The following is a 25853-nucleotide window of genomic DNA, read 5'->3' as shown; positions in this document are numbered from 1 at the left end:
GTGGTAAAAACTAGCTTACGTAATTTTCTAAATCGCCAAGCGCAGCAAGCCCGAAAATCCCTTTAGCCCATGAATAACAATCAGATAGCACCATACTAAAAACCCAGAAAGGAGAATAGAAAGAAGATCAACAGAGGAGAAAAAAGTTCAAAAAAATCCCCGGCATTCATGCCGGGGATTTGTGTATAAGAGACAGCCCTGCGAAGGGGGAGGCCGGGAGGGGGTTTTAAGTATTAACGCAAATGCCTGTCCGGTAACTTAACCCGCTGATTTGTCTTTAATACCCCACCCCAACCCTCCACTTCGCAGGGGAGGGAGTCGATCGAGTTTCCGCTGAAGACTTTAGATCTTTTCGCTCTTAGTTATCACTTTTATTTTGTTGCTTAAATTCCCTGATATGTTAAAACTCTGCTACTGCGAGTCTTAGACGGCTAAACGTCTAAATCCCCAACCGTCTATTTAATAAGGCCCAACGCCCAGTGACTTCCTCCCTCCTTGAGATGCGTAATATCTCGATTTCATTTGCCGGTTTCCCTGCCCTGCGCCAGGTGGATTTCACGCTGGAAGGCGGATCCGTCCATGCATTAGTCGGCGCAAACGGCGCGGGGAAATCGACGCTGATGGCGGTGCTTTCCGGCACGCATGACCATTACAGCGGGCAGATCACTATCGACGGCGAAGCGGTAAATATCCGCCTGCCGCATCATGCCCGCGAGCACGGTATTCATCTGGTGCAGCAGGAAGTGGATGTCGCGCTGGTGCCGACGCTGAACGTTGCGGAAAACATCATGCTCGACCGCCTTTCCGAACCGGGCCATCTGCATAACTGGCCGCAGCTTTACCGCCAGGCGCAACTGCTGACTGAGCAGCTCGGCCTGAACATCAGCCTGCGGGCGCGGATCGAAAGCTGCACGCTGGCCGAGAAACAACTGATTTTGCTGGCGCGGGCGTTATCGCATAAATGCCGTTTTCTGATCCTTGATGAACCGACCGCCCCGCTGGATCAGGCGGAAAGTGCACGCCTGTTCGCGCTGGTCCGCAAGCTGAAAGCCGCCGGAATGGCGATCGTATTTATCTCGCACCGCATTCATGAACTGCGCGATATCTGCGACCGTATGACGGTGCTGCGTGACGGGCGTCTGGTCAGCGATGACAGCATGGACGGCCTGAGCAACGAGCACATTATCGAGAAAATGATCGGCCATCAGCTCGACGATATTTATCCGCCGCGCCGTCCGCCGCACAGCGGTGAAACGCTGCTAAGCATTCACGGGATGCACGATAAAGACAAACTGCGCGATATCTCGCTGCGACTGCATCGTGGCGAAATTCTCGGCATTGCCGGGCTGGCGGGTGCCGGAAAAACGGAACTGTGCAAAGCGTTGTTTGGCGCAACGCCGAGTCAGGTAGAAAGCGGTGAGCTGAATGGCAAACCGTGGAAGCCGAAGGAGCCGCACCTTTCTGTCGAACAGGGGCTGGCGTTAGTACCGGAAGAACGGCGCAAGGAAGGGATTTTCATTGACGAAAATATCCCGATGAACCTGAGTGTGACCGCTGATGACACCTTTTCGCGCTGGAGTATTTTCAACGCGCGCCAGTCGCTGTCATGGGCAAAAGACATTATCAGCCGCTTAGGCATTCGCGCTTCCGGGCCGATGCAGAAGCTGGCCCGGCTTTCCGGCGGCAACCAGCAAAAGGTCGCCATCGGGAAATGGCTGCGCAGTGAGAGTCAGGTGTTGATCTTCGACGAACCGACCAAAGGCGTGGACATCAAGGCCAAAACGGACGTGTTCAGGCTGATCGACGGCCTGGCGCAACAGGGAAAAGGCATTATTTATGCTTCCGGTGAGTTCGCCGAACTGGTCGGTTTATGCGACCGCATTCTGGTGTTATGGGACGGCCGTATCGTCGCCGAACTGAACGCCGCAGACGTCGACGAAGAAACCTTATTAGTCTATTCAACCGGAGGAATACCCGCGTGAACAAAGCCGTGGTGAGTAAAGAAAACGTGCCCGATGCCCGCCAGCCGTGGCGTCATCAGCTGTTCGAATTTTTATATAAATGGGGCATGTTGCTGACCGTGGTGTTGCTGATCGCCGCTTTTGGTCTGGCGTCAGATAACTTCCTCGAACCGTCGAACATCATCAATATCTTGCGTTCGATTGCCATCGTGACGGTGATTGCCATCGGCGTGTCGATTTCCCTGGCGGTCGGCGGCTTCGATTTATCGGTCGGCTCCACGGCATCGCTTGCCAATGCGCTGGTGATTTCGATGTTCGTCTGGCACGGTTTCGGCACGACCGAAGCGATACTTATCACGCTGGCGTTGTGCACGCTGGTCGGCCTGTTCAACGCCTTTCTGATCGTCATCCTGAAAATTCCTGACATGCTGGCAACGCTCGCCAGTCTGTTTGTGATTCAGGGCGCAGCGATGACTTACAGCTACGGCGGTTCCATCACTGAAAACATGTTATTGCCGAGCGGCGACATGGCCGAAGGCACGGTCCCTGCGGTGTTCAGCCTGCTCGGTCAGGTGCCGGTGATTGTGATCGTGATGGCCGTCGTGACCATTGCGGTGCAACTGTTTATGTCGCTGACCAAGCATGGCCGCCGCATGTACGCCATCGGCGGAAATCCGCTGGCCGCACGTCTGGCGGGGATCCGCACCGCGCGCTACCGCGTGATTGCTTATGTGATGTCATCCGTGCTTGCCGGTGCAGGCGGGATTTTGCTGGCTTCACGCATCGGTTCTTCGCAGGTGAATGCCGGTGGCGGCTATCTGATGGATGCCGTTGCCGCCGCTTATATCGGTTTCTCGCTGGCCGGTTCCGGTAAGCCTAATGCGCTCGGCACACTACTTGGCGCGGTGATTTTAGGCGTGCTGTCGAACGGCCTGGTGATGTTGTCGGTGCCGTATTATGCGATGGATATCATCAAAGGGTTAGTGCTGGCAGTGGCGTTAGCGCTGACGTATATCCAGAAGAGATAGCGGAGGCCGCTGCTATATTTCGGCCTCTTTAAGGTCAACACCGTGGGCTCGCCGCCCACACTGGCCCAAAGGGTTTTAAACGAAACCCTTTGGAATCCTGCGTTTTTTTAACTGCGCGCTTCGCTCGCTGGCTATGTTTCAGAAACCACAGCGACAGGCTGGAAATCTTGCCGCTGCGCGGTACCTTCTCTCGGTCTTCGAGCCATAGGTCTCGAAGCCGCTCCGTTCAGCAAGATTTCTGAATCGCCCGCGGGATCTTAAATTCAAGGGCAGACAGTTTAAGATTTCAAAATCAGTCAGGTTGTGAATTAAGAGCCTGAGGCCGGTTCCAAAATACCGCCGGACGAGAGGTGGAAAACCGCGCATGTTTTTGCGCGGGTTGTAACCCGATGGGAGGGAACCGCGCAGCGGCGGGATTTTGCGGCTATCACTGCGGCTGATGAAACATAGTCAGCGAGCGGAGCGCGCAGTGAAAGAGCCCGGGGGGTCTTGGGGGGCGGCGGCGATAAGCCGTCCCCCAAGTCGGTGTGGGCCGACGCCCACGACCTTGAATTTGAAGTTGAAGTTGAAGTTGAAGTTAAAACCGCCCCTGATTCGGTCAAAATCAGATCACACCAGCACCTTATACATCACACTCGTCGACTCCAGCATTCCCCCCGTCGACATCGCATAATGCGGAATCGTCCCGCTCAGGGTGAAACCCTGATTTTCATACAATGTCTGTGCCGGACTGCCGGTGACGGTATCCAGCACCAGCAAGGTTTTGCCCTCTTCCCGCGCCAGCGCTTCAACCGCCGTCATCAGTTTACGCGCGATACCCTTGCGGCGGCCATCGGGGTGAACCATCAGTTTAACCACGTCACCGCGGTGCGCACCGTTGGCGGGCTGATCGACCACCAGTTGCACCGTGCCGATGATTTTGCCTGCCATGCGCGCCACCAGCAGGCGTTTTTCGCCACGCTCAAAAGCCGGTAACAGCTTTTGCCAGAACGCCTGCGCCTGCACAAAACCGAAAGGCAAAATAAAACCGATGCTGGCACCCAACGCCACGGACTGCATCAGGGTTTCGGCCAGCGCATCCAGATCGATTTGCGACAATACGCCGCCCTGCACTTCACTGATCACCACTTCATTGCTGTTTTGCATCATGTTAAACCTTACTCAGTCAGACATTTAAGGACGTGAAATGACGATGGCGTAGCGGGCATCTGCCGGGCCGGGCACATAGAAAGAAGTCCTGCCGTGAAGATGAAAACGCAGGCAGTCGCCCGGTTCCAGCCGGTAACTGCGGCCATCGAGCACAAATTCCAGTACACCTTCAAGCATCCAGATATGCTGTTCGAGTCCCTCTACCGGCGGTGCGTCGTAAGTAATGCTGGCGCCAGCTTTCAGCACACCTGAAATCAACTCAGCACGAAAACCCGGTGCCGGTGCGGAAACGGAACGACGCTCGAAGCCGGTTTCCCGGTCATGCCACACCGGTTGTTGCGATGCGCGGATAAGCTCCGGGGGGTTATCTTCCAGCGCCATCAGCAAACGGGAAGTGGTCAGCCCGTAAGCCGCACTCAGTTTGCCCAGCAACGAGGCCGTCGGGCTGGTCTCTGCCCGCTCCACGCGTGAAAGTGTCGCGCGGCTGATGCCGGTCATCTGCGCCAGTTGTTCAAGTGACCAGCCCTGGCTGACGCGTAATTCAGCCAGCCGTTCCGCCAGACGGAGATCGTGATTGTCCTGCCCTTCTCCCATTTTCTTACCCTGTCGTAAAATCTCAATACAGGGAAAATATCTCTTATATGAGAATGTCGCAAGTTAAAAAAGTGTAACCAAAAGGATTTTCCAAGTTGTACAGAAATAATAAAGTTGTACAACTTTACGATGTGGCGCTAGAGTTAGCTTATAAGTGGTATGAATATTTGGATGGAAATATGTCTCTGTACAGCATCGGTGAAGTCGCCCGAATTTGTGGTATCAACCCGGTCACGTTGCGTGCCTGGCAGCGGCGTTATGGCCTGCTGAAGCCACAGCGCACAGAGGGTGGCCATCGTCTGTTTAATGATGATGATCTCGACACCATCCGCACCATTCTGGGCTGGATCAATCGCGGTATTCCGGTTGGTCAGGTGAAATCTTTGCTGGAAGGTAAAGTGGACGTGCTACCCGGTGGCTGGTCGCAGTCAGAACATCAGCTGCTGACCGCCTTACAGGATGGCCGCCCGCAAAAAGTTCGTCAGTTGATGCTGGAGTTCGGTCGTGAATACCCGGCGGTAACATTTGTGAATAACGTGCTTCGCCCCCTGCGTGAGCGCCTGAGTTCCGGCGATTCACGACTGCTGATGCTGCGCAGCCAGCTTGACGGTCTGATCATTGAACACGCGGTGATGTGCATGAACGCCGCCCGTAAGCGTCCCGGACCGGCTGCCACGTTGATCGGCTGGGGGAATACAGACAGCACCGAGTTGTGGCTTGAGGCCATTGTGCGGTGCGAAGAAGGTTTGCAGGTCGAAATATTGCCGGTTCCTCTCAGCGAGCCGTATCTGGAAAACCTGAGCGGCTCGCAAATTCTGTTGTGGTCCGAAGGCAAGCTGACGCAGGTTCAGCGCCAGCGGCTGCAGCACTGGATGGCGCAGGGTTTGTCGATCATCCTGCTGGGCAGCTCAGCTATCCTGCTCGGCGCAGAAGAAACAGACGCTAAGGAAGATGAGCTCAGCGCCTCCCCCGATGACGATGATCATCGCGCCAGTCTTCGTATTGAGCCTGCTCGTCGGGAGGGGAAAAATGATGCTTAAACATGCTTCTGAACACGCAACCCCGGCCGACGTTCTGGCACGGCTGTGCGAATTTTACCGTCACCTTGATATCAGCCGCCTGCCGCAGCTTTCCCTTATTTATCATCCGAATGTGGTGTTTATCGATCCGGTTTCACATTACGACGGCGTGGATGCGCTGGAACACTATTTTGCGCAGTTGCTTGAGAAAACGAATTACTGCCGCTTTGAGATCCAGCCTCCACTTATTCAGGGTGATGAAGTGTCGCTGTTCTGGCGGATGGAATTCTCACACCCGGCGTTGAAAAAAGGGCAGGCAATGTTTCTTGATGGCACAAGCCATCTGCGCCTGAATGAAAACCTTATTATCTATCAGCGCGATTATTACGATCTCGGTGCCATGTTGTACGAGCACATTCCGGTGCTCGGCGGTGTCGTGCGCGCCGTCAAAGCCAGGTTGAAATAATGGGGCGCGTACTGATTACCGGTGCCAGTTCTGGCATTGGCAAACAACTGGCACTGGATTATGCCAGCGGAGGCTGGGAGGTCATTGCCTGCGGGCGAGATGGCGCAAAGCTGACGGCCGTCGCCGCCACCAGCCCGCTGATCATCCCGCTGTGTTTTGATATCACCGATTTACAGGCTACCCGTGAAGCATTGCAGGGCAGGCAGGCCGATTTAGTGATTCTTTGCGCGGGCACCTGCGAATATCTCGACAACGGCGTCGTCGATGCCGAGAAAGTCATGCGGGTGATGAACACCAATTTTTCCGGTCCGGTCAATTGCCTCGACGCCCTGCTCCCCGGCTTAGCGCCCGGCAGCCGGATAGCGCTGGTGGGTTCCGTCGCCTGGCTGCTGCCGTTTTCACGCAGTGAAGCCTATGGGGCATCCAAAGCCGCGCTGGCCTTTTTTGCCCGCTCTCTGGCGGTTGATCTGGCGAAACGTCAGATTCACATTTCGCTGATTCAGCCGGGTTTTGTCGAAACACCACTGACATCGCGCAATGACTTCCCGATGCCGATGATGGTGAGCGTCGCCCAGGCGTCGAAGCACATTCGTAAAAAACTGGCGCGCGGTGCGAGTGAAATCGCCTTCCCTCCGCTTTTTGCCCGTTTACTCAAGGTGCTCTCCTTGCTGCCCGTCAGTTTGCAACAATGGTTATGCCGGAAAATGGTGAAATAAAATGACAACAAAAATGGCGATTGTAGGCAGCGGAATTTCAGGGCTGAGCTGTGCCTGGCTGCTGGCAAAAAGTCAGCCCGGCTGTGAGATTACCGTCTTTGAAGCGTCTGAAACCTTAGGCGGACATACTGCCACGCAGGATGTGATTTCCGACGGAAAAGAATACGCCATCGATACCGGTTTTATTGTCTATAACTCCCGGACATACCCGCATTTTATTGCCCTGCTCAAAGAACTGGGCATTGAAGGACAGCCGACGGAAATGAGTTTTTCCGTACGCAATCCGGTTAATAAACTCGAATACAACGGCCACTCGCTGAACAGCCTGTTTGCCCAGCGCCGCAACCTGCTCAAACCGCAATTCTGGCGCTTTATTCTCGAGATCCTGCGGTTTAACAAACTGTGCAAGGCGCGCCTGCTGAATCCGCACAATGACGAAGATACGCTGGCTGACTTGCTCGATCAAAACGGTTTCACCCCGTTTTTCGCCCTGCATTATGTGCTGCCGATGGGGGCGGCCATCTGGTCTTCTTCGCTGAGCGATATGGCGAATTTCCCCCTGTCGATGTTCCTGCGCTTTTTCGATAATCACGGATTACTGGACGTCAGCAACCGCCCGCAATGGATGGTGGTCCCCGGCGGTTCACGGGAATATATCCGCCGGATGCAGGAAAAACTGCCGGCCCGCGTCAGGCTGCTGACCAGCGCACCGGTCAGTAAAGTCGTCCGCACACCCTGCGGTGTGACGCTGCATTCCCCGCATGGCGAGGCGCATTTTGATCAGATTATTTTCGCCTGCCATTCCGATCAGGTGCTGACCATTCTGGGTGACAACGCCACTGCTGATGAGCAAAGCATTCTCACTGCCCTGCCTTATCAGAGCAACGACGTCATTTTGCATACCGATACCCACCTGCTGCCTCGCGAAAAACGCGCCTGGGCGAGCTGGAATTATCAGTTGCCGAACGCGCTGAATCTGGCGGACAACGCGGATATACGCGACAGCAATCCTTCGCACTGCCGCCGCGCCAGCGTGACCTATAACATGAATATTTTGCAGGGGCTGAATACGCCGCAGACATTTTGCGTGTCACTCAATCCGCTGACGCCGATTGATGAAAACAAAGTCCTGTTCCGCACCACGTATATGCACCCGGTTCTCAATCTGGCCAGCCGCCACGCACAGCAGGAACGCCACCGGATCAACGGCCACAACCGCACCTGGTTCTGCGGTGCGTACTGGTACAACGGCTTTCACGAAGACGGTGTCAACAGTGCGCGTGACGTGGTGGAACAACTCAATCTGCAACTTTTCAGTGCGCAGCAACAGAATGAGCAGGAAAAACGGGAGGCGTCATGAACAGCCAGTTGTATGTCGGCACGGTGCGCCATCGGCGGTTTACGCCGGTTGAACACCGATTCGACTACGATATTTTCATGCCGCTGATTGACCTTGATGAACTGGACCAGTTACCTGCACAAGGTATCCAGCTCGACCGGTTTTCCGCCGCCAGTTTTCGCCGCAAAGATTATCTCGGCGGCGGTGATATCAAAACCAAAGCGCAGGCGAGAATCGAAGCGCTGACCGGCGAACGCCCGGACGGGCGGGTGATGTTGTTATGTCAGTTGTGTTATTTCGGCTGTTATTTCAATCCGGTGAATTTTTACTATCTTTATGATCAGCATGGTGTTTTGCGCTGGATGCTGGCCGAGGTGCGCAATACCCCCTGGAACGAACGTCACACCTACGCCGTTCTGCCTGACGGTTCACAACCGGTGCCGAAAGCCTTTCATGTGTCGCCCTTTAATCCGATGGACATGGTCTATCACTGGCGGCTGACACCCCCTGGAAAGCAGTTACACATCACTATCGAAAATTACCGTAAAGAACGGGAATTCGATGCCGCCCTTTCACTGACAGCCCGTCCGCTGACCCGCGCGGCGCTGCGTCAGCAATTGTGGCGGCTGCCTGTCATGACCGCTAAAACCGCACTGACTATCTACTGGCAGGCACTGAAACTGTGGCTGAAACGGGCGCCCATTTATTCTCATCCTCCCGTTGATAAGGACTGACCATGAGCCAACCTGAAATGCAACTCGCCCGTGAAGGGACGAATAACAGGCGCAGCAAAGCGGCGCGTGCGCTCATCCTTAGCGTCCTGAAGCAGCTCAAAGGCGCGGGCCTGACGCTGCGTGAACCCGGTGAGCAGGCGATATTTTTTGGCGATCCGACGGCTATCTTGCAGGGTGAAATTGACATTCTGCATCAGCGCGCTTACCGGCGTGTCTTACTGGGCGGCAGCGTCGCAGCGGGTGAGAGTTTTATTGATGGCGACTGGACCACGCCTAATCTGACCGTCGTGCTGCAACTGCTGGCCGAGAACCTGAAGCTGGTCGATAAAATCGAGGCACGCCTCAGCTGGCTCAGCACACCGGCCAAAAAAGTCATTCATTTTTTCCGCCGCAACAGTCCGTCGCAGGCGCGTAAAAATATCTCGGCGCATTACGATCTGGGCAACGATTTTTATCAGGGTTTTCTCGATGAGAAGATGCTGTATTCCTCCGCCTGGTATCAGGAGCCGCAGATGACGCTGGAACAGGCGCAGGAAGCCAAAATGCGCCGCCTGTGTGAACAGCTGCAATTAAAAGCGGGCGATCATCTGCTGGAAATCGGCACCGGCTGGGGCGCGATGGCCGAATTTGCCGCGCGCGAATACGGCTGTCAGGTCACTACCACCACCATTTCCCGCGAGCAATATCGCTTTGCCTGTGAGCGGATTGAAAAAGCCGGGCTGAGTGACCGCGTGACGGTGCTGTTCGAAGACTATCGTTCGCTGCAGGGGCAGTTCGACAAACTGGTGTCGATAGAGATGATCGAAGCAGTCGGCAAACGCTATCTCTCCACCTTTTTCAAACGCTGCAATGCGCTGCTCAAACCGCACGGGCGTATGGCAATTCAGGCAATCACCATCGCCGACCAGCGTTATGCCGCCTACAGCCGTAACGTCGATTTTATTCAGTGCTACGTTTTTCCCGGCGGTTTTCTGCCCTCAATTACCGCCATGAATGACACCATGACCCGCTGCACCAGTCTGGTGGTGCGTGATCTGTTCGATATCGGTTCCGATTACGCCCGCACCCTTCATGAATGGCGTGAGCGGGTGCAGCGCTACTGGAATGCACAGACTGACGGCGTGCAGGACGAATATTTCCGCCGTCTGTGGCTGTTTTATCTGTGCTACTGCGAGGCAGGTTTTCGTGCACGCACCATCAGCACCGTGCAGTTGGTCGCCGAGCGACGCGGATGAAAACCTTGCGCTTCTGGCTGCTGACACTGGGTTTTGATGCCTGGTGGACGCTGGCCGTCTGGGGGCGCGGACGGTTTATCCTCTTCCTGCTTTTAAGCAGTTTTCTGATGCTGGCGTTTACACCATCAAAACGCCGGTTGTGGGTCGCCACCGCCTGTACGCTGGGCATCATGATGGACTCGCTGTGGTGCATTTTGGGTCTGTTTGAATTTAGCGATTCTTCCGCCGTACCGCCGTGGATGATGGCGTTATGGCTGGGCTTCAGCGCCTGGTGGCTGTGGTTACTCGGCTATTTACGGCTGACATGGTACTGGCTGATGCCCGTCGGCGCGGTCAGTGGCCCGCTGGCCTATTACCTCGGCATGCAGCTCGGTGCCATGCAACTTCTCGCCGCACCGGTTTATGTCTGGCTTCTGCTGGCGGCGGGCTGGGCGATATTCTTACCGCTGATCAGCCTGCCGGTGCTGCTCAGCCATGACACAGAGCGGAAAACCTGATGATGCGCGCATTTCTGGCCGTACTTTCGCTGATGATTTCTTTCTCTGCCTTTGCCGCCACGCCGTGGAACCAATGGCAACAGGTCGGGCGTGCCACGCTGAGCTGGGGGCCTTTTGAGGTTTATCATTCGCAACTGCTGACGCCCGACGGTAAGTATCAGGCCGGAAAATGGCCGCAGGCGCTGAAGATTGAGTATCTGCGCAGCATTGATCATCAGGAGCTGACCAGAGCAACAGAAGAACAATGGCAGGCACTGGGATTGCTGGCGCAGGCACAGAAAAATGGCTGGCTGGAGGCGGTACAAAACACCTGGCCGGATGTCAGCAACGGCAGCGAAATCATGTTTGTCGCCACTGAAAATGGCGGCCAGTTTTACAGCCAGCCCGCAAACAGCGTGCTGAGCACACCGGTCGGTCAGCCTTTCAGCCCGGCATTCCGCGATGCCTTTCTGGCGATCTGGCTCTCGCCCGCCACGCAATATCCTGATTTACGCAGCAAGCTGACCGGCGCATCCGCGTCCGATTAATGGCATCTTATGGAGGTTTTATGACTGTTCTGCGCAAGATTTTTGTCACGCTGATCCTCGGCGGAATGCTGTTACTCACCGGCTGTAAAGCCAATATTCAAGATTACGCACAAGCGCAACCGAAGCTGGATATTTTCACCTGGTTTGCCGGTGACAGCGTGGCCTACGGCATGGTGCAGGATTACAGCAACAAACAGACCCGGCGCTTCATCGTGAAAATCCGCGGTGATGTGGCGGGCGATACGCTGACGTTGCATGAAGACTTTGTGTATGACGACGGCGAGAAACAGACCCGCGTCTGGCGGATCCGCAAACTGGCAGACGGCAGCTATACCGGCACGGCGGGCGACATTATCGGCACCGCCACCGGGCAATCCGCAGGCAATGCCTTTAACTGGAAATACGTGATGGACGTAAAATCAGGCGGCAGCACCTACCGGCTGACGTTCGATGACTGGATTTATCAGCAGGACGAACAGCACCTGTTTAACGTCACCGCGCTGAAAAAATTCGGCGTGGAAGTGGCGCGGGTGACGATTTTCTTTGAGAAAAAATAGGCTTAACCCGGTCTGATCCCTCCCCTGCGAAGGGGAGGAGCAAAACAAAATCAGCTTTCACATTTGCGAAAAGGAAGCGGTTTAAACCTTCACTTCTTTAATCACCGTCTTCTTACGCCCGAATACAAATTTCCCCAGCGTCACCAGCAGCACCGCGCAGAGGATCACGCCCAACGCCACCCATTCGACCGGAGACAAGGATTCACCGGCGAAGCCGATGCCGAGCAACACCGCCACAATCGGGTTCACATAGGCATAACTGGTGGCCACGGCGGGACGCACAGTTTTCAGCAGAAACATATAGGCGCTGATGGCAATCATCGAGCCAAATACCACCAGATAACCGAGCGCCAGAAAACCGCTCAGCGAAGGCGTCGCGGTCATGTGTTCCCCGGTGACACGACTTGCCACCAGCAACACCACACCGGCGATAATCATTTCCGCCGCACCCGCCATCAGGCCGGTTGGCAGCGGCAAGCGAGAACTCCACACCGAACCGAATGCCCAGCTTAGTGAGGCGAGCAGGATCAGCGCCGCGCCCCACGGGTTCCCTTCCAGATTACTGCCGGTATTAAGCAGCACAATCCCGAACAGGCCGATGGCGACACCGGTCCATTCCAGGCGGCTGTTGGGCATTCCCCACAGGCGGCTGAAACACAGGGTAAACAGCGGCACGGTGGCGACCATTACGGCGGCAATGCCCGACGGCACCTGCATATGTTCCGCCACCGTCACCAGCCCGTTACCGACAGAGAGCAGCAAAATACCTACGGCACCGGCGGCCATCCACTGCTTCAACGTCGGGACTTTATGCCCGCGCAGCAATAAAAACGTGAACAAAATACATCCGGCGACGAAGAAACGCAGCCCGGCCATCATCAGCGGTGGCCAGCTTTCCACGCCCACGCGGATCACGAAATAGGTCGAACCCCAGATAAAATACAGCGCAAACAGTGCAGCAATTAATGGCAGCAGGGAACGGGTGGCGGAACCAGTCATAGGAATAACTTATTAGCGTGATAATGAAGGCAAACAGTTAACGCTATTGCCCTGATTTCCGGCAAGGGAATCCGTGCGATCGCGTCAAAATGTTGCTAAAAAGTTTCTGTATATGACAAAAAATGCGCTGGCATCACCGTTAAAAGTAATCACAGCATGAATAGTCTGTTGCAGGGGTGAGGAAACGATTTATAATTCGCCGTTCAAAATCCTGAGGTACTGCACATGAATTCGCTAGGCAAAAAATTATTTATCGCGCTGTTTGGTCTGATGGCGATTGGCGCAATTGGTGGCGTGATGGTTGCCGGTTATGCGGTGGTGATTCAGGACGACGCGAAACCGGTCAGCGATAACGACGCCCCTTCCGTGGTGCCTGCGCCGCCGTCTGCGTCAACGAACTGATTCGTCCACTGACCGCTGCTGCCAGCGTTGTAACCCTTGGCTCCAGCGTTCAAACAGCATATCTACGCAAATCGCCAGCAACGCGACAATTACCGCCCCCTGCAATACATAGGCGGTATTAAAACCGCTCAGGCCGATGATAATCGGCGAGCCGAGGCTTAACGTGCCGACCGACGAGGCAATCGCCGCCGTCCCGATATTGATAATCACTGACGTGCGGATGCCGGAAATAATCACCGGCGCGGCCAGCGGAATTTCCACTTTCCGCAGCATCTGCCAGCGGCTCATCCCCACGCCCTGCGCAATCTCCCGCGCCGACGCCGGTACCGATTCAATCCCGGCAATCGTCCCCTGCAGGATCGGCAGCAACCCGTAAAGCACCAGCGCAATAATCGCCGGTTTTTCACTGAATCCCATCACCGGCACCGCGACTGCCAGTACCGCAACCGGCGGAAACGTCTGTCCCATCGCCACCAGCGTTTCCACCAGTGAACGGAATTCTTTGCCCGCCGGACGTGTTACGCCCACCCCCGCCGCTACGCCGATAATCACCGCAATCAGGCTGGAAATGCCGACCAGCAACAGATGGGCTTCCACCAGCGCGGCAAAGCTTTCCTGCTGATACACCGGCCTGCTGAGTTCAGGGAACATCCAGTGGAACAGCCCGCCGAGCGAGGTCATACCGAAAATCAGCGCCAGCAATAAAGCGAATAACCAAATCAGAGGATCTGCAAATACCCGTTTCATGCGCTGCCGTCCGGTGCGGTCAGATCCGCAAAATGCAGCACGCCGAGCGGTTGCCCTTGTTCATCCACCACCGGTAACTGCTGAGCCTGCTGCGCGACAAATTTTGACAGCGCCTGACTGAGGCTCATGGTATCGGTCAGCGGTAACTGGTTGCCGGAATACGACTCGCCGCGCCGCATCAGCGAACCCACTTCGCGCAGCGACAACAAGCGGATCCCCATCTCGCTGCCACCGAAGAAATCACGCACAAACGGCGTCGCCGGTCGGGTCAGCAATTCCAGCGGCGTCCCCTGCTGCACCACTTGTCCGTCATTGAGCAGTACGATGCGGTCGGCCAGCGCCAGCGCTTCGTCGATGTCATGCGTCACCAGTACGATGGTGCGGTGAGTGATTTTATGGATGCGCGCCACTTCTTCCTGCAACGTCGCGCGGGTCACCGGATCGAGCGCGCCGAAAGGTTCATCCATCAGCAATACTTCCGGGTCAGAAGCCAGCGCCCGTGCCACACCGACGCGCTGCTGTTGTCCGCCGGAAAGCTGATGCGGATAACGATGACGGAACTGTTTCGGATCGAGATTGAGGAGTTCGAGCAGTTCAGTCACGCGGTCACGGATTTTCGCCTTCGGCCATTTCAGTAATTGCGGCACGGTGGCGATATTCTCCTCCACCGTCCAGTGCGGGAACAGGCCAATGGACTGGATCGCATAACCCATCCGGCGGCGCAGATCCTGCGCACGGAATTTTTCTATCGGTTCACCGGCAAATAAAATCTCCCCGCGATCGTGCTCCACCAGCCGGTTGATCATTTTGAGCGTGGTGGATTTCCCCGAACCGGAGGTGCCGATCAGCACCGTGAATTCGCCTTTGGCCATTTCCAGCGTGAGATCGCGCACGACCGCTTTTCCGGCAAAGTGTTTGCTAACCTGCTTGAAATGAATCATCTGCGTGTGGTTTCCAGAATTGAGACTGCAAATTTAAAGACGCTGTCGACAACAACGGCCATCAGCACCGCCGGGATCACCCCGAGCAAGACCAGATCCAGCGCACTACTGAGCAGACCCTGGAACATGATGGCCCCCAGTCCGCCCGCGCCAATCAGCGCCGCAACCATCGCCATACCGACCGTTTGCACCGCAACAATGCGCACACCTGTCAGGATAACCGGCAAGGCAATCGGCATCTGCACGCGGAAAAACACCTGCGCACGGTTCATACCCATGCCGCGGGCAGATTCGATCACCGATTCCGGCACCGACTCCAGCCCGGCAATCACCCCGCGCACCAGCGGCAACAGCGAATACAGCACCAGCGCGATAATCGCTGGTGCCAGCCCGATGCCACTGATGCCGTGTTCAGCCAGCCACGGCAGCGCTTTTGCCAGCCCCGCCAGCGGTGCGAGCAGCAGGCCAAACAGCGCAATCGACGGCACGGTCTGAATAATATTCAGCACCGACAATACCGGCCCGCGCCAGCGGGGTTTACGGTGACACAGCAACCCGACCGGCAGACCGATCAGCACCGCAGGCACCAGCGTGCCAAACAAAATGCCGAGATGCTGCCACAGCGCATCGTTGAACACGTCGGAACGGTTGTCGTATTCCTTGAGCAGCGAAAGTTCGGCAAGCTGACCGTACGCCAGCAGCAAAACCACCGGCACGATCATCTGCACGTTGAGCAAAATACGCAGGCTGTGATTACGGGTAAAACGGGAAATGGCGTCGGAGGCGATCAGCAGACAAAGCGCCGCACCTGCCCAGAAACCGCCGCCGAGCGAGGTGCGCGCGATACTGTCTTCATCGCCCCCCGCAAGTTGCACCGCGCTGTGACCGGCCAGCCAGACCAGCACGGCCAGCAGGATTTCCGCCAGCAGCATCACCAGCAAATGATGGCGACCATAAAGGGTCAGAAAGGCGCAGGCCAGCAGCAAAACGGCAGGCAACAGGAGTAACGCAGAATAGCCATGCAGCAGGCTCGCCAGTGAAATACCTTTACCGGATACCAGCCGGTTGGGCGCATGGCTGACAAAAGCCAGCCCGAAACCGGCCAGCAACAGCAGCAAAACCAGCGTCAGCAGGACGCGGTTTTTAACGGGTGAGTGATAAGTCAAAACATTACCTGATATCAGAGAGCACGATCCGAAGATCGTGCTCAGGGCGGTCACTGCCCGGTTATTTTTTAACGAAACCTTTTTCCTGCAAGTACTTCGCCGCCACCTTCTTCGCATCCTGACCATCAACCGCGATTTTCGCGTTCAGCCCCTGGAGCGTTTTGGTATCAAGCGAAGCAAACACCGGTTTGAGCAATTCAGGAATGTTCGGATGCGCTTTCAGCGCGGCCTCGCGGATGACAGGCGCAGGCGCGTAAATCGGCTGTACGCCTTTCGGATCTTCCAGCGTTTGCAGGCCGAGCGCGGCGACCGGGCCGTCAGTGCCGTAAGCCATTGCCGCATTGACGCCGGAAGTCTGCTCAGCGGCCGCTTTGATGGTCACCGCCGTATCACCGCCCGCCAGAGACAACAGTTGCGCCTGATTAAGCTTGAAGCCATAGGCATTCTCAAACGCCGGTAAGGCATCCGGACGCTCGATAAACTCGGCTGACGCCGCCAGTTTGAAATCGCCGCCGCTGCTGATGTATTTGCCCAAATCACCCAGCGATTTCAGGTTGTGCGCACTCGCGACGTCCTGACGTACCGCGATAGTCCAGGTGTTATTGGCCGGAGACGGATTCAGCCAGACAATTTTGTTCTGGTCGTAATCCAGCTTTTTGACTTTATCGAAACCGGCCTGCGCATTTTTCCACGCCGGGTCTTTATCGTCGGAGAAGAAGAACGCGCCGTTGCCGGTGTATTCCGGATAGATATCGATTTCACCGGAGGTGATTGCGCCACGCACCACTTTCGTCGTTCCCAGCTGTAATTTATTGGTAGTGTGAATACCGTTGGCTTCCAGCACCTGAATAATAATGTTACCGAGCAGCGACCCTTCGGTATCAATTTTTGAGCCGACACGCACGGCATCATCAGCGGCCTGTGCGCTGAAACTTAACACGGAAGCCAGCGCCAGTGCTGCCACTGAAAATCCCCGTACTCGCCCAGTTGTTACAGTCATGTTCTATCCTCTTATCGGGTTATGTTGGTTTTTGTCGCCCGGCGACTGCTCTGTCTTTCGGCTTTCATCTGAATAAACAAGCTGCTAACAAGAATAGTCCAATTTCGCGCAGGGAAACGGAGAGTGAGCCATAAAAGCAGGCGGCGGAAGCGGAGTAAAATGCATAAATGTTCGAAGCTTATCCGCTAAATCACTGAGACAAGACAGGCTGTTTCCCCCGAAGAAGATGTTCACCGCTGCCTTTTAGATCACTTTGTTTTAACTTATAGCCATTTGTTTTCACGCAACGTCTAATCAGGACTTGTGACCGGCATCACCTCGCCTCTATGCTGGTTTTTTTGTCAAAAAGCGTAAACACAACAATGTCTGATTCAATTGCGGCCTCTCAGACCGCCTCTTCAGGGGATTACAGCGCAGATTCTGCGTCTGACCAGCCGGTGGTGATTCGTTCCGCTGCCGATATTACTCAGTTAGTGAACCGCGGCGCAGCGAAAATCAGCGACGCACGCATCGTGATTGCTATCGCTCTCGGCGGCGTTTTCCTCGACGCTTATGACCTCGGTGCGCTGGCTTTCGGAATGAAAGATATCACCCGCCAGTTTGGGCTGACGCCTTCCGGCGCGGGCTTTGTGGCCTCGGCGATCACTTTCGGGGCGATTGTCGGCGCATTGTTCGGCGGCTATCTGACCGACAAAATCGGCCGTTACCGCGTCTTTATGGCTGATATGTTCTTCTTCGTGATTGCCGCGCTGGCCTGCGCCTTTGCACCGAATGAATGGGTGCTCGGCGGGTCGCGCTTCGTGATGGGATTAGGCGTCGGCATCGATTTACCGGTGGCGATGGCGTTTCTTGCGGAGTTCTCAAAACTTCAGGGGCGCGGCAATAAAGCCTCGCGCGTGGCGATGTGGTGCCCGACGTGGTACGCAGCGATCAGCGTCTCGTATCTGCTGGTTCTGCTGCTTTACGCAGTACTGCCTGCCACGCACACCGACTGGTTGTGGCGTCTGATCCTCGGCTTCGGCGCGGTGCCTGCGATTCTGATTATCGCTATCCGTCACCGTTATATGAATGAATCGCCGGTCTGGGCGGCCAATCAGGGCGACCTGCAAAGCGCGGCGGCGATCCTGAGAAAGTCTTACAACATCAATGCGGTAGTGGCTGAAGATGCGGACAAAACACCGCAGGTGAAAGTGCGCAAAGCCGCATGGCGTAACTACGGCACGCTGTTGCAGGGCATTTATCTGCGGCGCACCGTGCTGGCGACCGTGACGGCGGTGGCCTCGTCATTTGCCTATAATGCGGTGGCATTCGGGTTACCGGTGATTTTATCCAGCTTCCTGCAACAATCGATGATCAGCACCATTCTGTTCTCGCTCGGCCTGAACCTGTGCTTCGCTTTTGTCGGTGGTCTGATTGCGGTACGGTATGTGTCGAAATTTGGTGCATGGAAAATGACCTACGCCGGTTACGCCTGCCAGCTGGTGGCGATGATCGGTCTGGCACTGGTCGGCCGCCCGGCAGACGGTGGCGAAGCGGCGATTTCCATCGCCATGCTGGCGTTATTCCTGTTCGGTCAGGGCTTCGGCCCGGGATCGCACACCATGACATTTGCGTCACTGAGCTACCCGACATCACTGCGCGGCATGGGTGTCGGCTTCAACCAGACGCTGATGCGCGCCAGCTCCACCCTTTCACTGTTCCTGTTTCCGGTGCTTTCCGCCGCACTCGGCACCGGCGTGTTCTGGGTGATCGCGTTAGCGCCACTGGCGGGCTTAATCGTACTGACAGCGGTACGCTGGGAACCGTCGGGATATGATGTTGATGCTGAGGATTTTCAGCAGGAAATTAAACCGGTTTAGGTTTTTGCCTTGCTCCTCCCCCTGCGAAGGGGGAGGCTGGGAGGGGGTTTAGCAGACAACTCAGTTGCCATTAATACCCCACCCCAACCCTCCCCTTCGCAGGGGAGGGAGCAGATCGGTATTCTTACTCATCTTTGTGAGAAAACTGAGAGAGTGACATCAAACCACCGCACTTCTCGGCGCAAACACATACCCGATATCGTTCTTGATCATCGCGGCGACCAGTTCAAATCCGCCATTCGGTCTGGCCTGCGCAAACTCCAGTTCGCTGGTAAACACCGGACTGACCCAAAACAGATTCACCGGATCCCCGTAAATTTTTGGCAGACGCATTTTGTCTGCCGGACCGCATAATGCGGAGGAAATCACGTGTCCTTCAAAGCCGAGCGGTGCCATCGGCGACATCAGCGTGTGGCCTTCACCCAACCAGCTGAGAGTCGTCCAGGGAATCTGTGCATAACCGGATAACGCGCTGGCCATCTGCACGGCATTTTCTTCTGTCACATATTCTTTGCCGACCGAAAATGCGAGTTCGATGCGACGATGCTTTTCTGCTTCATCGTTGAAAACAATATCAATTTGCGGCATCGGACGGATACTCATGCCGACCGTGAAGAAGTAATAATTCTCTTCATCTTCATGCTGAGAAATCGCCATCGGCGGCCAGTTACCCTGATTGATCAGATAATATTTCAGTGATGAGCCAAAGCGATCTTCGTAGGATTCCAGCAGCTTGCGCTGGATTTTCGGCCACGGATTGCTGAATTCATTTTGCCAGTCACGCCAGAACAGGCGGGTCTTTTCTGCCAGTTCACATTGCGTGTTGGTCGAGGCAGAACCCAGCGGGAAGGTCAGCGGATTCTGTTTAATGCAGCCGGCGGAATAACACACCGAATGGTCGATATACAAACTCCAGCCGGGGATCACCGCCAGCAATAATCCCTGATACCACAACGCCGCGCCGTCATCGCTTTCATTCCAGAGGATCTGAATTTGTGCAGGCTCCAGCGGCGCTTCGCCCTCCAGATTGCGGCAGTATTGCGCCGCCAGCATCGGGGCAATCCCCTGCTCCATTGCCTCTGTGTCATCGTTCAGCGGTGCGGGCACCAGATTACGTACCCAGCAGGCGCGCATTTTCGGAAAGCGGTCGCGCAAATCTTCGCGGGCGAAAATATAAAAATACACCACGCGGTTATCCTGCTCGACCAGCGCGGTCAGGGTTTGTTTGTCGTTACTGACTTCAGCAACAATGTCGGACTGGCGCATATGACCTCAACAATATCAGGAAGCTTATTATTCCCTGTGATGGTCAGTGTAGAACGGATAAGCCAGGCCGATAACGGGCAATATTCCCAAAAATCCCCGATAAATCATTAAAACAGGTGCTTTTTTGTCAAAATATCAACATCAGCGGCAATACATCCGAAACAGCTGCGCCAGATGCGCGGCCATCGGCGTCAGCGTGGTATCACGTCGCTGAATGAGATAGAACGTGGCTTTCGGTAGCGGCAGATCAAGATCCAGCGCGACCAGACTCTGGCCGATCACCGGATCGTTAATGACATCGACGGACAACACGCTGAGAAAATCGGTTTTGGCGATCAGGCTGGTGCAGGACATAAAAGTTTCGCAAATCACGCTGATATTCGGCTCGGCATCCATTTCGCTGAACACTTCGCTGAGCAGTTTGTAATAGCTGCCGCGTGGCGTCGGCATCGTCCAGTCGCAATGCAAAAGCTCCTGCATCGAACGGGCATGCTGCATCGGATGACCACGCCTTGCCACCACGCGATACTCTTTATCCATAAGCTTTTCATATAACAGTTCGTTATCAAAGGGTCCCTGATAATAGGTATTCACGGTGAAATCCAGCTCGCCCTGACGCAGCTCCGGGATCATTGATACCAGTTGTCCCTCGGCAATCCGCACCTTCACATGGGAGAATTCACGGTGAAAACGGTCAATGACTTCCGGCATGATGGTGCGGGCAATGCTGGCACCGACGCCGATATTGACCCTGCCGCTGGTCCCGCCGAGGCGCTGAGCGATGTCTTCCTGCGCCACCCTCAGCTCTTCCAGAATCAGGCTTGCGCGCTTAAAAAACGCGTCACCACAATCAGTTAGCGTCACGCCCTGACGGCGACGGACAAATAACCTCGCCCCCAGATTTTCTTCCAGTTCTTTAATTGATTTGGTCAGCGCGGGCTGTGAAAGATTCTGCATCCGGCTGGCGGCACGAATACTGCCCTGACGTGCGACCGAAACAAACGCCCGCAACTGATGCATTTTTATTTGTGATGGCATGAGATTCTTTGATAACCCCTGATTATCACTAAGAAGATTTTGGCATCTTATATGCCCTGAACGCTTTATGTACATTGAAAATCATATCAGGCCGCCTTTCGCCGCTTTCTGCGTGCGGGTCTGCACTTCCCGAAGCTTTGATTTCCTCCTTTCTGCCGCTGTGCGGAAAGCCTGCATGTCTGTGTAAAAAGAGAGTCCGTGATGGTTAATGAGATTTCTGAACGTGTAGAAAAGCTGTTCCCTTCCCTGCAAAAGCAACGTCGTGATCTGCATAAATACGCCGAATCCGGCTGGCTGGAATTTCGTACCTCCACGCTGGTGGCCGATCGTCTGGAAAAACTGGGCTATTCACTGCAACTCGGCAAAGAAGTTATCGACGCTGATTCGCGTATGGGGCTGCCTTCCGCAGCCGTGCTGGCCGAACAGGAGCAGCGCGCACTGGAACAAGGCGCGATTGCCCGCTGGATGCCGCATTTCTCCGGCGGTTTCACCGGGATTGTCGCCACGCTGGAAACCGGTCGCCCCGGCCCGGTAATGGGTTTTCGGGTGGATATGGACGCGCTGGATTTAAACGAAGTACTGGAAGACCAGCATCGCCCGTTCCGCGACGGGTTTGCTTCGGCCAATAACGGCATGATGCATGCCTGTGGTCACGACGGTCACACCACCATTGGCCTCGGGCTGGCAGACGTGCTGATGCAGGTGCGCGACCAGCTCTGCGGCACCATCAAGCTGATTTTCCAGCCTGCCGAGGAAGGCACGCGCGGCGCGAAATCCATGGTTGAAGCGGGCGTGGTGGACGACGTGCAATATTTCACCGCCGTGCATATCGGCACCGGCGTACCGGCTAATCACATCGTGTGCGGTAACGATACTTTTATGGCAACGACCAAGCTCGACGTGCACTTCACCGGCGTGGCCTCACATGCGGGCGGTAAGCCGGAGGATGGCCGCAATGCCCTGCTGGCGGCGGCGCAGGCAACACTGGGTTTGCATGCGATCCCGCGTCACAGCGGCGGTGATTCACGCATTAATGTCGGCGTTTTACAGGCTGGTACCGGGCGCAATGTGGTGCCTTCCAGCGCCACGATGAAAGTAGAAACGCGTGGCACCACCAATGAGGTGAACGAATTTATTTATCAGCAGGCGCTGAAAGTGATTTCCGGCGCAGCCGAAATGCATCAGGTGAAATTCGACATCAAACTGATGGGCGCGGCGCAAAGCAGCACGCCGACGCCCGCCTGGGTGAATTACATCCACCGTCAGGCGGAAAAACTCGGCGAGTTTGAGCAGATTATCGACCGTCAGGAAGGCGCAGCGGGTTCGGAAGATGCCACCTATATGATGGAGCGCGTAAAAGCCCGCGGTGGCGAAGCCTCTTATGTCATTTTCGGCACTGATCTGAGCGCGGGTCATCACAATGAACTGTTTGATTTCGATGAAAAAGTGATGTCTCAGGGCATTAAAACCCTGGCGGCACTGGCGCTGAATATCGCTGAATTCAAAGGGGAACGCTGATGACGTCGCACGTGCCACATCAACAGAACGTCGTGAATTTCATCAATGATTTCATCGATAACCAGCAACCCGCGCTGGCAGAAATCAGCGATGCCATCTGGGATCATCCTGAAACCCGCTTTGTCGAATCCTTCTCTTCTGCATTACTGGCCGACAAACTCGACGCCAGCGGATTTGCCGTTGAGCGCGGCGTGGGTGGCATGGAAACGGCGTTTATCGCCAGCTTCGGCAGCGGAAAACCAGTGATTGCCCTGCTCGGCGAATTCGACGCGCTGGCCGGTTTAAGCCAGAAAGCCGGTTGCGATGTAGCGCAGCCACTGGTGGAAAACGGTAACGGACACGGCTGCGGCCATAACCTGCTCGGCACGGCGGCACTCGGTGGCGCGCTGGCCGTAAAAGCCTGGATGGAACGTGAAAACATTCAGGGCACGGTGCGTTTTTACGGCTGCCCGGGTGAAGAAGGCGGCTCCGGTAAAACCTTTATGGCCCGCGAAGGATTGTTCGATGACGTCGATGCCGCACTGACCTGGCACCCGGAAACCTACAGCGGCATGTTCAGCAACCAGACGCTGGCCAATATTCAGGCGTCGTTCAGCTTTAAAGGCGTGTCCTCACACGCCGCCGCCGCGCCACATCTGGGTCGCAGCGCGCTGGACGCCCTCACGCTGATGAATACCGGCGCGAACTTCCTCCGTGAGCACATCATTCAGGAAGCGCGCCTGCATTACGCGATCACCAACGCGGGCGGGATTTCGCCCAACGTGGTGCAGGCCGATGCCGAAGTGCTGTATCTGGTGCGTGCGCCGCAGAGGGATCAGGCCCAGGCAATTTTTGACCGCGTGGTGGATATCGCCAAAGGCGCAGCGCTGATGACCGGCACACAGATGTCGATGCGCTTTGACAAGGCCTGTTCCAACTACGTGCCCAACCGCACACTGGAAAGCGCGATGTATCAGTATGTGCAGGCTTTCGGCACTCCGCATTACACCGCCGAAGAGCGGGCGTTTGCGGCGTCGATTCATGCCACGCTGAGCGAACAGGATATCGATAACAATCTGCTGAATATCTCCCGTACCAGCGGCGCGGAAGGCGTGGAATTCGCCGAAACCTTGCGCCATTCCCCGCTGACAGACTCCGTTGCTCCGTATGCCCCGAACGGCAATATCCTCTACGGCTCAACGGACGTCGGTGATGTGAGCTGGCTGGTGCCGACGGCGCAGTGTTTCAGCCCGTGTTTTGCGGTCGGTTCGCCGCTGCATACCTGGCAGATTGTGTCGCAGGGGCGGACCTCCATCGCCCATAAAGGCATGTGTCTGGCAGCGAAAATCATGTCATCGACCGCGATAGACCTGTTCACCCGGCCGGATTTACTGACGGCCTGTCAGAAAGAGCGCGATGCACAACGTGCACGACGCCCGTATCAGTGCCCGATCCCGGCAGGCGTAAAACCTTCGCCATTGAAATAAATCACGGGTGTCAGTTAATGATGTAAACCGCTCATTCGCGTCCCGTTCCGGCACGGATGAGCGGCATAAATATAAAAAAAGACAAACACGACAGAGGGTTAACAGATGAGTATTCAGGCGCAAGATTCCGGCCAGAGTCCGGGGGGATTTCTTCAGTGGGTTGAACGTGTGGGGAATAAAATTCCCAACCCGTTTTTGTTATTTGTTTACCTGATCGCCGTGCTGATGGTCGCCAGTGCGGTGATTTCATGGCTGAATATTACGGCAGTAAACCCAACCAACGGTGAGGTAATCCATGTAAAAAACCTGCTGAGCGTGGAAGGTATTCAGTGGATTTTGCCGAACGTCATTAAAAATTTCAGCGGATTTACCCCGCTCGGCTCGATTCTGGCGCTGGTGATTGGTGCCGGACTGGCGGAGCGCGTCGGGCTGCTGCAAAGCCTGATGTACAAAATGGCGTCCAAAGTAAACGCCCGTTACGCCAGCTATATGGTGATTTTTATCGCCTTCTTCAGCCACATTTCGTCGGATGCCGCACTGGTGGTGATGCCGCCGCTGGGCGCACTGATTTTCCTCGCAGTCGGACGTCATCCCGTGGCTGGTTTACTGGCGGCTATCGCCGGTGTTGGCTGCGGTTTCACGGCTAACCTGCTGATTGTGACCACCGATGTGTTGTTATCCGGTCTGAGTACCGAGGCGGCAAAGGCGATTAATCCGGCGGTTCAGGTCAGTGTGATCGACAACTGGTACTTTATGGCAGCCTCGGTGATTTTGCTGACCATCGTGGGTGCCATTCTGACCGATAAATTCGTTGAACCGCGCCTGCCGGTGTATCACGGCGAGCGTAACGAAGAGATGAAAAAGCTGACGCCGGAACAGAACCGCGGCCTGATGGCGAGCGGCATTGCGGCGCTGGTGTTTATCGCCCTGGTGGCGTTGCTGGTGGTGCCGGAAGCCGCGCCGCTGCGCAATCCGAAAACCGGCGGCATCATCCCTTCGCCATTTATTCAGGGCATCGTACCGCTGATTATTCTGTTCTTTTTCGTGATTTCAGTGCCTTACGGCATGGTGACGAAGCAGATCCGCAGCGCCAGTGACGTGCCGGATTTGCTGGTGGATCCGATGAAATCCATGGCGGGTTTTATTGTGATGGTGTTCCCGCTCTCCCAGTTTGTGGCGTTTTTCAACTGGAGTAATATGGGGAAATTCATGGCGATCGGGCTGACGGATGTGCTGGAAAACTTAGGCATGACCGGCATCCCGGCGTTTCTCGGCCTGATTTTCCTGTCGGCATTGCTGTGTATGTTTATCGCCAGCGGCTCGGCCATCTGGTCGATTCTGGCACCGATATTTGTGCCGATGTTTATGCTGCTCGGTTTCCATCCGGCGTTCGCGCAAATCGTGTTCCGCGTCGCGGATTCTTCGGTGATCCCGCTCGCGCCGATGTCGCCGTTTGTGCCGCTGTTCCTCGGATTCCTGCAGCGCTACAACAAAGAAGCGAAACTCGGCACCTATTATTCGCTGGTGCTGCCGTATCCGATTGTGTTTTTCTTGGTGTGGCTGCTGATGCTGGTGGGCTGGTATCTGCTGGGTCTGCCCATCGGTCCGGGCGTTTATCCGCATCTTTAA

Annotated in this window: 24 protein-coding genes and 1 pseudogene; 16 read left to right on the top strand and 9 right to left on the bottom strand. The window is 55.7% G+C overall.

Annotation, left to right across the window (positions count from 1 at the left end):
* Positions 1–500: 500 nt before the first annotated feature.
* Positions 501–1982: a sugar ABC transporter ATP-binding protein gene (locus DXU84_RS02135; protein ID WP_119261831.1), complete on the top strand. Its 1482-nt coding sequence runs from the start codon at positions 501–503 to the stop codon at positions 1980–1982.
* Between the two features lie 11 nt (positions 1983–1993).
* Positions 1994–2989: an ABC transporter permease gene (locus DXU84_RS02130; RefSeq protein ID WP_015690214.1), complete on the top strand. Its 996-nt coding sequence runs from the start codon at positions 1994–1996 to the stop codon at positions 2987–2989.
* A 609-nt stretch (positions 2990–3598) separates the two neighbouring features.
* Here the strand turns inward: DXU84_RS02130 and DXU84_RS02125 are convergent.
* A complete protein-coding gene (locus DXU84_RS02125; protein ID WP_112198505.1) occupies positions 3599–4135 on the bottom strand; it encodes a GNAT family N-acetyltransferase in 537 nt (178 codons plus the stop codon).
* 27 nt (positions 4136–4162) lie between these two features.
* Positions 4163–4732 carry a helix-turn-helix domain-containing protein gene (locus DXU84_RS02120; RefSeq protein ID WP_013576324.1) on the bottom strand — a complete coding sequence of 190 codons (570 nt, stop codon included), beginning with the start codon at positions 4730–4732 and terminating at the stop codon, positions 4163–4165.
* Positions 4733–4911: 179 nt separating this feature from the next.
* Here DXU84_RS02120 and DXU84_RS02115 point away from each other — a divergent pair, with 179 nt between their 5' ends.
* From DXU84_RS02115 to DXU84_RS02075, 9 genes are read left to right on the top strand one after another with little or no spacing between them, the layout of a single operon-like run.
* The gene (locus DXU84_RS02115; protein WP_153374671.1) at positions 4912–5772 is read left to right on the top strand and encodes a MerR family transcriptional regulator; all 861 of its coding nucleotides are present in this window, start codon (positions 4912–4914) and stop codon (positions 5770–5772) included.
* Positions 5762–6217 carry a nuclear transport factor 2 family protein gene (locus DXU84_RS02110; RefSeq protein WP_228388930.1) on the top strand — a complete coding sequence of 152 codons (456 nt, stop codon included), beginning with the start codon at positions 5762–5764 and terminating at the stop codon, positions 6215–6217. The genes DXU84_RS02115 and DXU84_RS02110 overlap by 11 nt, the downstream gene beginning before the upstream one ends.
* Positions 6217–6933, top strand: a complete 717-nt coding sequence (locus DXU84_RS02105; RefSeq protein ID WP_013576327.1) for an SDR family NAD(P)-dependent oxidoreductase — start codon at positions 6217–6219, stop codon at positions 6931–6933. The genes DXU84_RS02110 and DXU84_RS02105 overlap by 1 nt, the downstream gene beginning before the upstream one ends.
* Before the next feature lies 1 nt (position 6934).
* Positions 6935–8293, top strand: a complete 1359-nt coding sequence (locus tag DXU84_RS02100) for an NAD(P)/FAD-dependent oxidoreductase (protein ID WP_153374669.1) — start codon at positions 6935–6937, stop codon at positions 8291–8293.
* Positions 8290–9006: a DUF1365 domain-containing protein gene (locus DXU84_RS02095; protein ID WP_121020052.1), complete on the top strand. Its 717-nt coding sequence runs from the start codon at positions 8290–8292 to the stop codon at positions 9004–9006. The genes DXU84_RS02100 and DXU84_RS02095 overlap by 4 nt, the downstream gene beginning before the upstream one ends.
* Before the next feature lie 2 nt (positions 9007–9008).
* Positions 9009–10241 carry a cyclopropane-fatty-acyl-phospholipid synthase family protein gene (locus DXU84_RS02090; protein WP_013576330.1) on the top strand — a complete coding sequence of 411 codons (1233 nt, stop codon included), beginning with the start codon at positions 9009–9011 and terminating at the stop codon, positions 10239–10241.
* Positions 10238–10738 (top strand): DUF2878 domain-containing protein, encoded by a 501-nt coding sequence (locus DXU84_RS02085; RefSeq protein ID WP_013576331.1) that lies wholly within the window; start codon positions 10238–10240, stop codon positions 10736–10738. Before DXU84_RS02090 ends, DXU84_RS02085 begins: the two co-directional genes overlap by 4 nt.
* Positions 10738–11265: a hypothetical protein gene (locus DXU84_RS02080; protein ID WP_013576332.1), complete on the top strand. Its 528-nt coding sequence runs from the start codon at positions 10738–10740 to the stop codon at positions 11263–11265. Before DXU84_RS02085 ends, DXU84_RS02080 begins: the two co-directional genes overlap by 1 nt.
* 20 nt (positions 11266–11285) lie before the next feature.
* Positions 11286–11822 (top strand): DUF3833 domain-containing protein, encoded by a 537-nt coding sequence (locus DXU84_RS02075; protein WP_112151641.1) that lies wholly within the window; start codon positions 11286–11288, stop codon positions 11820–11822.
* 81 nt (positions 11823–11903) lie between these two features.
* Here DXU84_RS02075 and yedA read toward each other — a convergent pair whose 3' ends face one another.
* The gene (yedA, locus tag DXU84_RS02070; protein ID WP_112198500.1) at positions 11904–12821 is read right to left on the bottom strand and encodes a drug/metabolite exporter YedA; all 918 of its coding nucleotides are present in this window, start codon (positions 12819–12821) and stop codon (positions 11904–11906) included.
* Positions 12822–13046: 225 nt separating this feature from the next.
* Here yedA and DXU84_RS25365 point away from each other — a divergent pair.
* Positions 13047–13148, top strand: a pseudogene (locus DXU84_RS25365) (hypothetical protein); the annotation flags it as partial.
* A 63-nt stretch (positions 13149–13211) separates the two neighbouring features.
* Here DXU84_RS25365 and DXU84_RS02065 read toward each other — a convergent pair.
* The 4 genes from DXU84_RS02065 to DXU84_RS02050 form a co-directional block, all read right to left on the bottom strand.
* Positions 13212–13970, bottom strand: coding sequence for an ABC transporter permease (locus DXU84_RS02065; protein ID WP_013576336.1), 759 nt, complete (start codon positions 13968–13970; stop codon positions 13212–13214).
* Positions 13967–14911, bottom strand: a complete 945-nt coding sequence (locus DXU84_RS02060; RefSeq protein ID WP_153374667.1) for an ABC transporter ATP-binding protein — start codon at positions 14909–14911, stop codon at positions 13967–13969. The genes DXU84_RS02065 and DXU84_RS02060 overlap by 4 nt, the downstream gene beginning before the upstream one ends.
* Complete coding sequence (locus DXU84_RS02055; RefSeq protein WP_037037194.1) at positions 14908–16077, bottom strand: ABC transporter permease; 1170 nt, start codon at positions 16075–16077, stop codon at positions 14908–14910. The genes DXU84_RS02060 and DXU84_RS02055 overlap by 4 nt, the downstream gene beginning before the upstream one ends.
* 61 nt (positions 16078–16138) lie before the next feature.
* Positions 16139–17077, bottom strand: coding sequence for an ABC transporter substrate-binding protein (locus DXU84_RS02050; RefSeq protein ID WP_126125047.1), 939 nt, complete (start codon positions 17075–17077; stop codon positions 16139–16141).
* Between the two features lie 362 nt (positions 17078–17439).
* On the opposite strand from DXU84_RS02050, the gene DXU84_RS02045 reads away from it, so the two are divergent.
* A complete protein-coding gene (locus DXU84_RS02045) occupies positions 17440–18936 on the top strand; it encodes an MFS transporter (RefSeq protein ID WP_013576340.1) in 1497 nt (498 codons plus the stop codon).
* A gap of 159 nt (positions 18937–19095) precedes the next feature.
* Here DXU84_RS02045 and DXU84_RS02040 read toward each other — a convergent pair whose 3' ends face one another.
* Entirely contained in the window at positions 19096–20202 is a 1107-nt protein-coding gene (locus tag DXU84_RS02040; RefSeq protein WP_013576341.1) for a suppressor of fused domain protein, read from the bottom strand.
* Positions 20203–20343: 141 nt separating this feature from the next.
* A complete protein-coding gene (locus DXU84_RS02035; RefSeq protein ID WP_153374665.1) occupies positions 20344–21240 on the bottom strand; it encodes a LysR family transcriptional regulator in 897 nt (298 codons plus the stop codon).
* 201 nt (positions 21241–21441) lie between these two features.
* Here DXU84_RS02035 and DXU84_RS02030 point away from each other — a divergent pair, with 201 nt between their 5' ends.
* The 3 genes from DXU84_RS02030 (at position 21442) to abgT (ending at position 25853) form a co-directional block, all read left to right on the top strand.
* Positions 21442–22758, top strand: coding sequence for a M20 family metallo-hydrolase (locus DXU84_RS02030; protein ID WP_013576343.1), 1317 nt, complete (start codon positions 21442–21444; stop codon positions 22756–22758).
* The gene (locus tag DXU84_RS02025; protein ID WP_153374663.1) at positions 22758–24224 is read left to right on the top strand and encodes a M20 family metallopeptidase; all 1467 of its coding nucleotides are present in this window, start codon (positions 22758–22760) and stop codon (positions 24222–24224) included. Before DXU84_RS02030 ends, DXU84_RS02025 begins: the two co-directional genes overlap by 1 nt.
* A 105-nt stretch (positions 24225–24329) precedes the next feature.
* Entirely contained in the window at positions 24330–25853 is a 1524-nt protein-coding gene (gene abgT / locus DXU84_RS02020; protein ID WP_153374660.1) for a p-aminobenzoyl-glutamate transporter, read from the top strand.

Source organism: Rahnella sp. RcJ3 (assembly GCF_009498575.1).
GTDB lineage: Bacteria > Pseudomonadota > Gammaproteobacteria > Enterobacterales > Enterobacteriaceae > Rahnella > Rahnella aceris.
Note: the sequence above shows the minus strand (reverse complement) of the source record. Positions and strands in the feature narration are given on the sequence as shown.

What these genes read in the sequence shown, in the direction of transcription:
- DXU84_RS02135 (WP_119261831.1), top strand. Translation starts at nt 501, where the DNA reads ATGCGTAATATCTCGATTTCATTTGCCGGTTTCCCTGCCCTGCGCCAG.
- DXU84_RS02125 (WP_112198505.1), bottom strand. Translation starts at nt 4,135, where the DNA reads ATGCAAAACAGCAATGAAGTGGTGATCAGTGAAGTGCAGGGCGGCGTA.
- DXU84_RS02120 (WP_013576324.1), bottom strand. Translation starts at nt 4,732, where the DNA reads ATGGGAGAAGGGCAGGACAATCACGATCTCCGTCTGGCGGAACGGCTG.
- DXU84_RS02115 (WP_153374671.1), top strand. Translation starts at nt 4,912, where the DNA reads ATGTCTCTGTACAGCATCGGTGAAGTCGCCCGAATTTGTGGTATCAAC.
- DXU84_RS02110 (WP_228388930.1), top strand. Translation starts at nt 5,762, where the DNA reads ATGATGCTTAAACATGCTTCTGAACACGCAACCCCGGCCGACGTTCTG.
- DXU84_RS02105 (WP_013576327.1), top strand. Translation starts at nt 6,217, where the DNA reads ATGGGGCGCGTACTGATTACCGGTGCCAGTTCTGGCATTGGCAAACAA.
- DXU84_RS02100 (WP_153374669.1), top strand. Translation starts at nt 6,935, where the DNA reads ATGACAACAAAAATGGCGATTGTAGGCAGCGGAATTTCAGGGCTGAGC.
- DXU84_RS02095 (WP_121020052.1), top strand. Translation starts at nt 8,290, where the DNA reads ATGAACAGCCAGTTGTATGTCGGCACGGTGCGCCATCGGCGGTTTACG.
- DXU84_RS02090 (WP_013576330.1), top strand. Translation starts at nt 9,009, where the DNA reads ATGAGCCAACCTGAAATGCAACTCGCCCGTGAAGGGACGAATAACAGG.
- DXU84_RS02085 (WP_013576331.1), top strand. Translation starts at nt 10,238, where the DNA reads ATGAAAACCTTGCGCTTCTGGCTGCTGACACTGGGTTTTGATGCCTGG.
- DXU84_RS02080 (WP_013576332.1), top strand. Translation starts at nt 10,738, where the DNA reads ATGATGCGCGCATTTCTGGCCGTACTTTCGCTGATGATTTCTTTCTCT.
- DXU84_RS02075 (WP_112151641.1), top strand. Translation starts at nt 11,286, where the DNA reads ATGACTGTTCTGCGCAAGATTTTTGTCACGCTGATCCTCGGCGGAATG.
- yedA (WP_112198500.1), bottom strand. Translation starts at nt 12,821, where the DNA reads ATGACTGGTTCCGCCACCCGTTCCCTGCTGCCATTAATTGCTGCACTG.
- DXU84_RS02065 (WP_013576336.1), bottom strand. Translation starts at nt 13,970, where the DNA reads ATGAAACGGGTATTTGCAGATCCTCTGATTTGGTTATTCGCTTTATTG.
- DXU84_RS02060 (WP_153374667.1), bottom strand. Translation starts at nt 14,911, where the DNA reads ATGATTCATTTCAAGCAGGTTAGCAAACACTTTGCCGGAAAAGCGGTC.
- DXU84_RS02050 (WP_126125047.1), bottom strand. Translation starts at nt 17,077, where the DNA reads ATGACTGTAACAACTGGGCGAGTACGGGGATTTTCAGTGGCAGCACTG.
- DXU84_RS02045 (WP_013576340.1), top strand. Translation starts at nt 17,440, where the DNA reads ATGTCTGATTCAATTGCGGCCTCTCAGACCGCCTCTTCAGGGGATTAC.
- DXU84_RS02040 (WP_013576341.1), bottom strand. Translation starts at nt 20,202, where the DNA reads ATGCGCCAGTCCGACATTGTTGCTGAAGTCAGTAACGACAAACAAACC.
- DXU84_RS02035 (WP_153374665.1), bottom strand. Translation starts at nt 21,240, where the DNA reads ATGCCATCACAAATAAAAATGCATCAGTTGCGGGCGTTTGTTTCGGTC.
- DXU84_RS02030 (WP_013576343.1), top strand. Translation starts at nt 21,442, where the DNA reads ATGGTTAATGAGATTTCTGAACGTGTAGAAAAGCTGTTCCCTTCCCTG.
- DXU84_RS02025 (WP_153374663.1), top strand. Translation starts at nt 22,758, where the DNA reads ATGACGTCGCACGTGCCACATCAACAGAACGTCGTGAATTTCATCAAT.
- abgT (WP_153374660.1), top strand. Translation starts at nt 24,330, where the DNA reads ATGAGTATTCAGGCGCAAGATTCCGGCCAGAGTCCGGGGGGATTTCTT.